9 protein-coding genes are annotated in these 11251 nt (G+C 64.4%); 5 read left to right on the top strand and 4 right to left on the bottom strand.

The annotated features are described in order from the left end of the window. Window positions 1–28 precede the first annotated feature (28 nt). From CEJ45_RS04205 to CEJ45_RS04195, 3 genes are all read right to left on the bottom strand, one after another. Window positions 29–235 (bottom strand): hypothetical protein, encoded by a 207-nt coding sequence (locus tag CEJ45_RS04205; RefSeq protein WP_088753948.1) that lies wholly within the window; start codon window positions 233–235, stop codon window positions 29–31. Between the two features lie 122 nt (window positions 236–357). Then, window positions 358–1107: a transporter gene (locus CEJ45_RS04200; protein ID WP_088753947.1), complete on the bottom strand. Its 750-nt coding sequence runs from the start codon at window positions 1105–1107 to the stop codon at window positions 358–360. A 514-nt stretch (window positions 1108–1621) separates the two neighbouring features. Further along, on the bottom strand, window positions 1622–2554 hold the full coding sequence (locus tag CEJ45_RS04195) for an HDOD domain-containing protein (RefSeq protein ID WP_088753946.1): 933 nt from the start codon (window positions 2552–2554) through the stop codon (window positions 1622–1624). Window positions 2555–2907: 353 nt separating this feature from the next. Between CEJ45_RS04195 and CEJ45_RS04190 the strand changes: the two genes are divergently transcribed. From CEJ45_RS04190 to CEJ45_RS04170, 5 genes are read left to right on the top strand one after another with little or no spacing between them, the layout of a single operon-like run. Next, complete coding sequence (locus tag CEJ45_RS04190; RefSeq protein WP_088753945.1) at window positions 2908–3969, top strand: ligase-associated DNA damage response exonuclease; 1062 nt, start codon at window positions 2908–2910, stop codon at window positions 3967–3969. After that, window positions 3962–5665, top strand: coding sequence for an ATP-dependent DNA ligase (locus CEJ45_RS04185; RefSeq protein ID WP_088753944.1), 1704 nt, complete (start codon window positions 3962–3964; stop codon window positions 5663–5665). Before CEJ45_RS04190 ends, CEJ45_RS04185 begins: the two co-directional genes overlap by 8 nt. Beyond that, window positions 5646–8213: a ligase-associated DNA damage response DEXH box helicase gene (locus CEJ45_RS04180; protein WP_088753943.1), complete on the top strand. Its 2568-nt coding sequence runs from the start codon at window positions 5646–5648 to the stop codon at window positions 8211–8213. Before CEJ45_RS04185 ends, CEJ45_RS04180 begins: the two co-directional genes overlap by 20 nt. Further along, window positions 8210–8866: a ligase-associated DNA damage response endonuclease PdeM gene (pdeM, locus tag CEJ45_RS04175; RefSeq protein ID WP_088753942.1), complete on the top strand. Its 657-nt coding sequence runs from the start codon at window positions 8210–8212 to the stop codon at window positions 8864–8866. The genes CEJ45_RS04180 and pdeM overlap by 4 nt, the downstream gene beginning before the upstream one ends. A gap of 60 nt (window positions 8867–8926) precedes the next feature. Further along, a complete protein-coding gene (locus CEJ45_RS04170) occupies window positions 8927–9730 on the top strand; it encodes a transporter substrate-binding domain-containing protein (protein ID WP_088753941.1) in 804 nt (267 codons plus the stop codon). Window positions 9731–9854: 124 nt separating this feature from the next. Here the strand turns inward: CEJ45_RS04170 and CEJ45_RS04165 are convergent, their stop codons facing one another. Then, a complete protein-coding gene (locus CEJ45_RS04165; protein ID WP_241517271.1) occupies window positions 9855–11222 on the bottom strand; it encodes a hypothetical protein in 1368 nt (455 codons plus the stop codon). Between the last annotated feature and the right edge of the window lie 29 nt (window positions 11223–11251).

Raw genomic sequence — 11251 nt, 5'->3', positions numbered from 1 at the left:
TTGATCGGCTTGCGGGTCCAGGGTGGACTCAGACGCGGTAGATTTTCTCCCCGGTCTGGACGATCCTGAATTTCTCGTTGGTCAGGGGATCCAGCGCGCGACCGTCGGCCAGCTTGTAGCTGCGGCTGAAGGCCTGGGCCGCTTCATCGGCCTCGTCCTGCTGCGTCTGGTACACCTCTACGTGGTAAGGTGCGCCGGTCTTGCCCTTGGCATCGAATTTTGCCACCAGATCCATATGTCGTCTCCTTAGTCGTGGCCTAGCGCCAAGGTCAACGATAGCAGATTTGGCGCGGCTTTCCAGCGCATTGCATGTTGCAGCGCACATAGATGAAGCTTTGTGCGCTGCTTGCTGCCTCATCAGAAGTGCAAGGTCACCCCGACACCGAACTGGCGTGTCACCTCAGCCTTGTTCAGGCCGAATTTGGCACCCGCATCGATGTCCACCGTCTTGTTGGGCGACCAGATGGCGCCTACCAGGGCATACGACGGCAGCTTCTTGCTGCTGGCATCCGGATTCTGCGCCACGCCGGTATCGGCCACCAGGCGCCATTGTTCATTGATCCCATACCAGACCGCCGCCGAGGCCCGCCACAGGGTCTTGCGCTGACCTTGCTGGTCTTTCTCCAGCTTGAAACGGCTGTAACGCAGGCCCAGGTTGCCGTGCAAGGTCCAAGGGCCGGTTTCATAGGAGGCGATGCCGGTCAGGCCCATGCCGTTCTTGCCCGTTCCCAGGCCCTTCTCCTCGTCGCCGCTGGGCATGAAGAATTCTGGCTTCAGCGCCAGCGCCAGGCCCTCGGCCCCGTAGAAGCGCCACTTGGCGCCTACCGAGACGTCTCCCACGCCGGTGCCGGTCGGCGACTGGAACGTCTGCGGCAAGTTGAAGAACAGGTCCAGCTTGTCGGTCACGCCGTAGGTGAACGTCGACGCGCCCACATGGCCGGCATTGCCGTTCTGCTTGCTCCAGTCGGTATTCATTTCGAGCTGGATACCGCCGGCTCCCTGCACGCCCGCATCATCGGTCACCAGCGGGTGGGCCGCAAAGGCAGAATGGCTGGCCGCCAGCAACAGTGCCCCCAGGCAGGACAGCTTGATGATTTTGTTATTCATGGAATGACCCCACTTTCTCGTGTTTTTTGATCGGTACGGCATTTGCCCGGCCGCCACGATGACACACCCCCACCTGCCACGGGCGTGACAGGGCACGTCGCAGGCGACGAATACAGCGATGTGGTCAGAGCGAACCGAAGGGAAATCGCGCCGCTGCCATGCCGGAACACATTAGCAAACGTGCGCGCCTTGCATTGCGCACAGCAGAGGTGCAGGCAAGGCCCATTTGATGAATATGTCCACGTTGGTGGCTGCGGTAAATGCCGTGGCTTTTACGGAAGGAACATCAATCTGGCTGGGTTCATCGAGCCTTGCTCGCCGCTGGAAGCGAAGTCCGGGCAGGGTCTGATGATGACGGGGCAACGATGGCCGCAGAGGGGCCTGCAGCGGTCCTGACGGTCAACAGAGGTGCTTCACTTCCAGAGCGAGGGGGATAGTAACATCGGCGCCTGACAAAACAGCAACAAAAAACTTCGATTTTTGCTGACTAAATCTGACGATTCTTGCAAGCCATTCACTCCGGCTTCTCGGCGGCCTCAGCCAGTTCCGCACCGATTTCGCGCAACACGCGGGTAGGCACCTTGAGCAAGGCGCCCCAGTCACTCCAATCCCAGGAAACGCGGCCACACAGGTATTCCAGGCTGGAGAGCGGCAGTTCGAAGCGCTCACCCAGTGCCAGGAGGCGCGGCAGCAAGGCGGCCCGTTCGGCATCGGTTGCCACACAGACGTCGGCCACGCAGGCCGCCAGTTCCAGCAGGCGGATCAGGCGCTGCTGGCGGTCTTCCTCATCCATGCCGGTATTGTCGGCATCGTGGTGATACAGCACGGTTTCACAGAAGAGCTTGGGGAAGTGCCAGTCCTGCATCATGGCCGCAGCCAGCTCCAGATGATTGAAACCGAAGATGTCCTTTTCTTCCTGCCGCAGTGGCGCGCCTTGCGCGCCCGTGCGCAGCAGCTCGCCATAACGCTTGGGACGCGCCGAGGCCAGGCCCAGGCGGCCGATATCAGCCAGCAGGCCGATGGTGAACATTTCTGCCGGCGGGGCCACCTGCAACAGGTCCCCCAGCGCCTGGCCGGCGCAGGCCATGGCGGTCGAACGGCTCCAGAAGAGGTCGTAGTCGAATTCCGTGCAGTCTCCCCGCCGCGCCGATTCGGTCAGCGAGATTGCCAGCGCCATCTGGCGTACCGCATGCAAGCCCACCATCAGCAGCAGTTCGACATTGACGGCCGCCACCATGCGCCCCTTGTTGATGTTGGGGATGTTGGCGATCTGGATCAGTCGGCCCGCCAGGATGGGGTCGCCCTGCACCTGCGCCACCAGCTCCGGCAGCGCAATGTCTTCCTGCTGGCACATCTGCATGATCTTCAGACGCACGCCTGATGGAGCAGGCAGGACTTCGGAGTCCTGCAATTCACGGAAAACCTTGGGATCGACGTAATGAGACATGAGGATTCGTGTGATTCTTTTGGAGTTGATGCTTGGCGAGATGCCGCTTTAAGTTGACGACTAGCATACCCAAATAATGGGGGTTGTGCGTTGCGGCAATGCAAACGGAAATCAAGTTTTGCAGGGCAGTCCGGCTGGCTGGCTGACAGAAAGGCAAGACATGGTCCGACAGCCGGCGCATGCGCTTGCCATTAAGCTGACCGCAGGTCGCAAAGGTCGGCCCCTTTGCAGATGGCTTCATATAACCCGCTGCAAAGCCGCGACAAGAATGTGCCAAGCATGGACAAAGCCGGCCGGACACGGCACAACGGTGCCGCATGGTTTTTTCAACGCAGAGCAAGGACCCCACCCGCATGGAAGACATGGTCGTGGTACGCAAGGAAGGTTTGTATTGCGTGCCTGGTGATTTCTACATTGATCCCTGGCGCCCGGTGGCGCGCGCCGTCATCACGCATGCCCACGCCGACCACGCCCGCGTGGGCCATGGCCACTATCTGGCGGCCGCGCCGGGCGCGGGCATCCTGCGCGCGCGCCTGGGTGCCGATATCAACCTGCAAGCCCTGGCTTATGGTGAGCGCATCAGCCACAACGGTGTGCAACTGTCCCTGCATCCGGCCGGCCACGTACTGGGTTCGGCGCAATTGCGCATGGAACATGAAGGCCGCATCTGGGTCGCCTCGGGCGATTACAAGCTGGAGCCTGACGGCACCTGCGCCCCGTTCGAGCCGGTGCGCTGCCACGCCTTCATCACGGAATCCACCTTCGGCATGCCGATCTACCGCTGGCAGCCGCAACGGGACATCTTCGAAGAGATCAACCAGTGGTGGCGCGACAACGCCGCAGAAGGAAGGGCCAGCGTGCTGTTCTGCTATTCCTTCGGCAAGGCGCAGCGCATCCTGCACGGTATCGATGCCAGCATCGGGCCCATCGTCTGCCACGGCGCGGTGGAACCGCTCAATCGGCTGTACCGTGAAGCCGGCATCCGCTTGCCCGACACCCTCACCGTCGGCGAAGCCGAGGCCGGCAAACGCGGCAAGGCGGCTGCCTACGCGGGCAGTTTGGTGATCGCGCCACCCTCTGCTGCCGGCTCGACCTGGATCCGCCGTTTCGGCGACTACAGCGATGCCTTCGCCAGCGGCTGGATGCGCCTGCGCGGCACGCGCCGTCGGCGCGGCGTGGATCGTGGCTTCATCCTCTCCGACCATGCGGACTGGCCGGCATTGCATGAGGCCATCGGCGCCACCGGGGCCGAGCGTGTCATCGTTACCCACGGACAGGTGGCCACCATGGTGCGCTGGCTGCGGCAGAACGGCTTGGATGCCGGGGCCTTCGCCACCGAATACGGAGATGAAGAAAAAGACGACAGCCCCACCCCGGGCGCGGCCGGGAAGGAGCAGGAACCCGGCCATGCGTGAATTTTCCCGCCTCTACACCGAGCTCGACGCCACCACCTCGACCACCCGCAAGCTGGCCGCACTGCAGGACTACTTCGGCCGCGCCGACGCCGCCGACGCGGCCTGGGCGGTCTACTTCCTGGCGGGTGGCAAGCCGCGCCAGGCGGTCCCCACGGGCTTGCTCAAGCAATGCGCCATGGACTATGCGCAGATCGACGAATGGCTTTTCGATGAGTGCTATCACAGCGTGGGCGACCTGGCCGAGACCATCGCGCACGTGCTGCCGCCGCCCAAGGGCAGCAGCGACTTGGGCCTTTCGCGCTGGATGGAAGAGCGCATCGCGCCCCTGCGCGGCGCCGATCCTGCGGTCATCCGCGCCGCGCTGTTTGCGGCCTGGGATGAGTTGGACTGGCAGGGGCGCTTCCTGCTCTCCAAGCTCATCGGCGGCGGTTTCCGGGTGGGCGTGTCGCGCCTGCTGGTCACGCGCGCCCTGGCCGCCGTGGCGCAGCTGGATCCGAAGCTGGTGGCGCAGCGCATGGTAGGCTGGACCGACGGCCGTGCCAGGCCCGATGCCGGGCGCTATGCGCAACTGGTTGCCCCGGCCGAGGGCCAGGATGCGCAATTGCAGGGTGGCCAGCCCTATCCCTTCTTCCTCGCGCATCCCCTGCTGGAGTCGCCCGAGACACTGGGCCCGCTCACGGACTGGCAGGTGGAATGGAAATACGACGGCATCCGCGCCCAGCTGGTACGCCGCCACGGCAGCAACTGGCTGTGGTCGCGCGGCGAAGAATTGATCACGGACCGCTTCCCCGAATTGGCCACACTGGCCCTGCCGGACGGCACTGTCATCGATGGCGAGATCGTGATCCGGCTGCCCGATTCCGGCCCCCAGGCCGACCGCGTAGCCCCCTTCGCCGACCTGCAGAAACGCATCGGCCGCAAGACGCTCACGGCACGGCTGCTGGCCGATCTCCCGGCCGGCCTGATCGCCTATGACCTGCTGGAACAGGACGGCCAGGACCTGCGCAGCCTGCCCCAGCACGAACGACGCGCCCGGCTGGAAGCCCTGCTGCAGTCTTGTGCGGCACCGGCGCTGATGCTGGCGCCGCAGATTGCCGCGGCCAACTGGGATGCCTTGGCGCAATTGCGCGCCACCTCACGCGAGCGCGGCGTGGAAGGCATGATGTTGAAGCAAAGGGAGGCGCACTACGGCATCGGCCGCACCCGCAATGTGGGCACCTGGTGGAAGTGGAAGGTCGACCCCTACTCCATCGACGCCGTGCTGATCTACGCCCAGGCGGGGCACGGCCGGCGCGCTTCGCTCTACACCGATTACACCTTCGCGGTGTGGAATGCCCCCGACGAGACCGGCCAGCGCTCGCTGGTGCCTTTCGCCAAAGCCTATTCGGGCCTCACCGATGCCGAGATTGCCGTAGTCGACCAGGCCATCCGCAAGACCACCATCGAGAAATTCGGGCCGGTGCGCAGCGTCAAGCCGAGCATGGTCTTCGAGATCGGTTTCGAGGGCATCGCGCTGTCCTCGCGTCACAAGGCGGGCATCGCGGTGCGTTTCCCGCGCATCCTGCGCCAGCGCCTGGACAAGACCGTCGAAGAGGCCGATACCCTGGCCAGCCTGCGTGCCCTGCTGGGGCCTTCGGCCAGCCAGCCGGCCGACCCTCATCTGAAAGAACTGCACCGTGCCACGCAAGACGACTAAATCCCGATCCACCCAAGAGATTGCCCTGGCCCAGACAGAGGGCTGGTTCGCCCGGCGCGGCTGGGAGGTCTTCGATTTCCAGCGCGCGGTCTGGCAGGCGGCCGTACAGGGCAAGAGCGGCTTGCTGCATTCCGGCACCGGCTCGGGCAAGACCTATGCGGTCTGGTTCGGTGCCCTGCTCCATGCCGAGCCCCGGCTGGGCCAGCCTGAGCTGCCAGCCAGCACCAGCGGCCTGCGGGTGCTCTGGATCACCCCGATGCGCGCCCTGGCGGCCGATACCTTGCGCGCCCTGCAAGCCCCGCTGGCCGAGCTGCTGCCGCAGTGGCAGGCCGGCATGCGCACCGGCGATACGGCTTCCGGTGAACGTGCGCGCCAGATGAAATCCTTGCCCCAGGCCTTGGTGACCACCCCGGAAAGCCTTTCCCTGCTGCTCTCGCAAGCCGATGCCCAACAACGTTTTGCCAGGCTCGATGCCGTGATCGTCGATGAATGGCACGAACTGATGGGCAACAAGCGCGGCGTTCAGGTGCAACTGGCGCTGGCACGGCTGCGGCGCTGGCGGCCGGGGATGGTGGTCTGGGGGCTGTCGGCGACGCTGGGCAACCTGGAGCAATCGCTGCAAGCCCTGCTGGGCCCAACCGCTGCCGAACAGGGCGTGCTGGTGCGCGGCGAACAGCGCAAGCGCATCGTCATCGATACCCTTTTGCCGCCGCAACCGGCACGCTTCGCCTGGGCCGGCCACCTGGGCATGCAGATGCTGCCGGCGGTGGTCGCGGAGATCGAGGCCAGCGGCAGTACGCTGGTCTTCACCAACACGCGCTCGCAGGCTGAACTTTGGTACCAGAATCTGCTGGATGCCCGGCCGGACTGGGCCGGCATCATCGCGTTACACCATGGTTCGCTGGACCGTGAAGTGCGCGACTGGGTCGAACACGGCTTGCGCGATGGGCGCTTGAAGGCCGTGGTCTGTACCTCCAGCCTGGACTTGGGCGTGGACTTCACACCGGTGGAACGCGTACTGCAGATCGGCAGCCCGCGCGGTGTGGCCCGCCTGCTGCAACGCGCCGGACGCTCGGGCCACTCGCCCGGCCGCAGTTCGCGCGCCACGCTGGTGCCGACCAACAGCCTGGAACTGGTCGAAGCCGTGGCGGCGCAGGATGCGGTAGCGGCCGGTCGCGTGGAGCAGCGGCCGGTACCGGAAACACCGCTGGATGTGCTGGTCCAGCATCTGGTGACCATCGCACTGGGCGGCGGCTTCCAGGCCGATGCCTTGTTCGCGGAGGTCAGGCAGGCCTGGTCCTACCGGGACTTGCGCCTGGACCAGTGGCAATGGGCGCTGGACTTCGTGGTGCGCGGCGGCCAGAGCCTGACCGCCTATCCCGAATATCACCGCGTCACCCCGGGCGAAGACGGCGTCTACCGCGTGGAAGTCCCGGCCATTGCGCGGCGGCACCGGATGAACATCGGCACCATCGTGGCCGACGCCAGCCTGCACGTGCAGTACATGAAGGGCGGACGCATCGGCACCATTGAAGAAGGCTTCATCGCGCGGCTGCGTCCGGGTGACCGTTTCCTCTTCGGGGGCCGCGTGCTGGAGTTCGTCCGGGTGCATGAGATGACCGCCTGGGTACGCCGCAGCACCGCCGGCAGCGGGGCCGTCCCGCGCTGGCAGGGCGGCCGCATGCCCTTGTCCTCGACCCTGGCGCACGCCGTGCTGGACCGGCTGCAGCAAGCCGAACAGCAGCATTTCGACGGTCCCGAAATGCAGGCCGTGCAGCCCCTGCTGGCCCTGCAGGACGCCTGGTCGGCGCTGCCGACCGGGGAGCGCCTGGTGGTGGAAGCCCTCAAGAGCCGCGAAGGCCATCACCTGTTCTTCTATCCCTTCGCCGGCCGGCTGGTGCACATGGGGCTGGCCTCGCTGCTGGCCTGGCGCCTGGCCAGCACGCGCGCGGCGACCTTCTCGATTGCCGTCAACGACTATGGTTTCGAATTGCTGGGGGCGGAGGAAGTGGAGATGCATCGACTGGCACCGCAACAGGCCCAGGCGCTCTTCAGCGAAGACCAACTGCTGGAAGATGTCCTCGCCAGCCTGAACGCCACTGAACTGTCGCAGCGGCGCTTCCGCGAGATCGCCAGGATTGCCGGACTGGTGAGCCAGGGCTACCCGGGGCAGCACAAGAGCGCGCGCCAGTTGCAGGCCTCCTCGGCGCTGTTCTTTGAAGTCTTCCGCAAGCATGACGCCAGCAACCTGCTCCTCACGCAGGCCCAGCGTGAAGTGCTGGAACAGGAGCTGGAGCTGGAACGCCTGCGCAGCACCCTGGCCGAGCTGCGTGCGCGCACCATGACGCTGGTGCAACTGGAGCGCCCTACCCCGTTTGCCCTGCCACTGATGGTGGAGCGCTTCCGTGAAAAACTCTCGACCGAAAAGCTGGCGGACCGCGTCGCACGCATGCTGCGCGATCTGGAAGGTGCCGCCGACAAGACCCCCGCTCGTGAACAAGCCAAGCCCGCCACCCGGCGCAAGGCCAAGCCCAAGACTGCCGCATGATGCAATACCCCAGCTTCGATGCCGATGGCGCCATCCTGACCATGCTGCCCGAACGCGCCCTGCTGTGGCGCGAGCGCGGCATGCTGATCCTGGCCGATGTGCATTTCGGCAAGGCGGCCGCCTTTCGGGCCGGCGGCATTCCGGTGCCGCACGGTACGACACGCGCCAACCTGGAGGCCATTGATGCGCTGGTACAGCAACATGCAGTGCGTCATATCGTGTTCCTCGGGGATTTCCTGCATGCCCGCGCCGGGCGTGCTGCAGGAACGCTCGCGGCACTGGCGCAATGGCGTAGCCGCAACGCTGGACTGACGCTCACGCTGGTGCGCGGCAATCACGACCATCATGCGGGTGATCCGCCAGAAGCACTGGGCATGGAGCTGGTCGATGAACCCTGGCGGGTCGGCCCGCTGGCGTTCTGCCATCATCCGCAGACGGTGGACGGGGCCTTTGCCATTGTGGGCCATGTGCATCCGGTGTATCGCCTGTCCTCGGCGGGCGACAGCTTGCGGCTGCCCTGCTTCGTGGTGGATGGACGCTGGGCGATGCTGCCGGCATTTGGCGCGTTCACGGGCGGCTATCGTGTCGATGCCTTGCCGGGACAGCGCATCTATCTGGCTGCCGAGGATTGTGTCTTGCCGCTGCCCGGCTGAACCGCGAAGTAATACGGGGTATCATCGGCGCGCTGATAATCATACGAGGAGACAAAGACAATGACATGCAAACACCGCCTGCTGGCCCTTTCGATTGCACTCGGCCTGGGCATTCTCGCCAATGCGCCGGCACAAGCCGATGCGCTGGCCGACATCCAGAAGGCCGGCGTGGTCCGCATCGGCGTACCGCAGGACTTTGCGCCTTTCGGCTCAGTCAATACGGACCTGCAATTGCAGGGACTGGATATCGATGTGGCCAAGCTGATCGCCCAGAAAATGGGCCTCAAGGTGCAACTGGTGCCGGTGGCCAGCGCCAACCGCATCGCTTACCTGCAGACCCACAAGGCCGACCTGGTCATCTCCACCCTGGGCAAGAATGCCGAGCGCGAAAAGGTGATCGATTTTTCCCAGCCCTATGCCCCCTACAACAACAGCGTGTTTGGTGTGGCGAGCGTGGCAGTGAGCGGGCCAGCCGATCTGGCCGGCAAGACCGTGGGCGTGGCGCGCGGTACCTTCCAGGACCTGCAGCTGACCGACACGGCCCCCAAGAGCGCCACCATCAAGCGCTATGAGGACAACAATGCCATGATCTCGGCCTATGTCTCGGGCCAGGTTCAGCTGGTGGGGACGGGCGACTTCGTGGCCTATGCCCTGGCAGAAAAGGCGCCCAACAACAAGCCGGTGCTCAAGTACATCATCCAGGAATCGGCCTGCAATGTAGGCCTCAACAAGGGCGAGGCCGCCTTGCTGGGCAAGGTCAACGAGGTGCTGAGCGCCGCCAAGAAGAGCGGCGAACTCAATGCCATCGTGCAGAAATGGCTCAATGTGCCGCTGCCGGCGAAGATGGCCAGCACCTTCCAGTAAGCAGCAAATAGGGTTGAAGCTTCATGCCGTCATATCGTCATATCGCCATATTGCGGCATGAAGCTTTGTTTTTTGCCGTCGCAAGCGACGCAGCACATCCTGCGCGGCCAACCATCGGACGCTGTCAGAACTTGCTGGACACTCCCAACCCCCACTTGCGCTCCGCATCCCCGCTATCGGGCAGCAAGCCATTCGAATAATCCAGGCTCAAGCCGACGTTCTGGTTGAAGTTGTAGGTCAGCACCGACTTCCAGTAATGAATGCTGCGATTGCCCTGCAAGGCCTTCAATCCCGTATAGGTCGTGGTGAAATCAAACGGCAAGGCCGGATTGGTGGAGGACAGCGTGAAACCCGCCTGCGCCCCCAGACGGATGAAGTCGCGATGCTGGTCCACCACATCCGGATCGCCCCGGTTGATGTAGATACCGTTGCGGCTCTGGCCGATCAGGATAGGCTTGAACGCCAGCCCGTTGTTCCAGCGCAGGAAATCGTTGAGCACACCCGGCCGCACCGGCGTGAGCGTGAAGTTGACCGTCAGCAGCCGGCTGCCATCGGTATTGTTGATCAGGTAATCGGGACGCGCCGTCAGGTCTTCGGTATTGGCCGTGTCCGCATGCGCGAAATGGAAGGCCGACAGCATGCCGACCTGGCTGGTGCGCGTGGTGGTGATCTCCGGATTGCCGCTCTCGTAGTTGGTGACCCGGTTCTGCTTGAAACCGACATAAGGCACCGCCTCATAAGTACTGCCCGGCTCGCCCATGGGCCGCTTGTCCAGCGAATACCCGGCAAAGACCACCACATCATTGGTGCGCGACTGTGCCACATCGTCATTGGCCAGCGCAACACGCGCACGATCCACCGAGGCGAATGCCGCCTTGTCGCGATGGTCGATGGAAAGCTGGTCGGGATTGCCGCGAATGCGCAGCGGATCCATCCAGCTGGCCTGCTGTGACTGCGTCGCTGCTGCAGCGGGGGGCGTGGCCGGCCCCGCCACTGGCGTAGCGGGCGCGGTCGGTGCCACGCCCATGCGCAAGGCGGCGTCAGCATGGGCCAAGGTTAGTGCCGCACCTGGGGTGGTACAGCGCAGCGCCACGCGGCTGTTGTCACGGAAAAAGGCTACTGCGTCGCTGCGGCCACTGGGCTGGAAGCGGCCATCCTTGCCGTCCAGCAGCGATTGCACATCGGCGGCCATGTGGTCGACGTTGCAGCTGTCTCCTGTGCAAGCCTGCCCGGCTGCCTTCTCCGCAGCACGCTTTTGCAGCAGCCAGGTCACCAATGCACGCGGCGAGTTCAGCGGGGCAGACTCCTTGCCTACCGACAGATAAGCCGTGCTCACGGGGTAGGTACGGATCAGAGTGGCGGCCAGTTGATCCTTGTCCAGGGTCTGGTCAGTGGCGCAGAATCCGCCGCTATCGGCCGCGTGGGCCAAGGTCAGGGTCAAGGGAGCGGCCAGCAGGATGGCGGCGACAGGGAAAGGGAATCGTCGTTGCATCAGTTCGAAGGGGAGAAAAGCAGGATACG

This window comes from Herbaspirillum aquaticum, from assembly GCF_002213425.1.
GTDB classification, from domain to species: Bacteria; Pseudomonadota; Gammaproteobacteria; order Burkholderiales; family Burkholderiaceae_D; genus Herbaspirillum; species Herbaspirillum aquaticum.
The sequence above is the reverse complement of the archived record's forward strand: the minus strand, read 5'-3'. Positions and strand labels throughout refer to the sequence as shown.

Coding starts and splice junctions, on each gene's coding strand:
- pdeM (WP_088753942.1), top strand. CDS start 8,210: ATGATGCAATACCCCAGCTTCGATGCCGATGGCGCCATCCTGACCATG.
- CEJ45_RS04185 (WP_088753944.1), top strand. CDS start 3,962: ATGCGTGAATTTTCCCGCCTCTACACCGAGCTCGACGCCACCACCTCG.
- CEJ45_RS04200 (WP_088753947.1), bottom strand. CDS start 1,107: ATGAATAACAAAATCATCAAGCTGTCCTGCCTGGGGGCACTGTTGCTG.
- CEJ45_RS04170 (WP_088753941.1), top strand. CDS start 8,927: ATGACATGCAAACACCGCCTGCTGGCCCTTTCGATTGCACTCGGCCTG.
- CEJ45_RS04195 (WP_088753946.1), bottom strand. CDS start 2,554: ATGTCTCATTACGTCGATCCCAAGGTTTTCCGTGAATTGCAGGACTCC.
- CEJ45_RS04205 (WP_088753948.1), bottom strand. CDS start 235: ATGGATCTGGTGGCAAAATTCGATGCCAAGGGCAAGACCGGCGCACCT.
- CEJ45_RS04165 (WP_241517271.1), bottom strand. CDS start 11,222: ATGCAACGACGATTCCCTTTCCCTGTCGCCGCCATCCTGCTGGCCGCT.
- CEJ45_RS04190 (WP_088753945.1), top strand. CDS start 2,908: ATGGAAGACATGGTCGTGGTACGCAAGGAAGGTTTGTATTGCGTGCCT.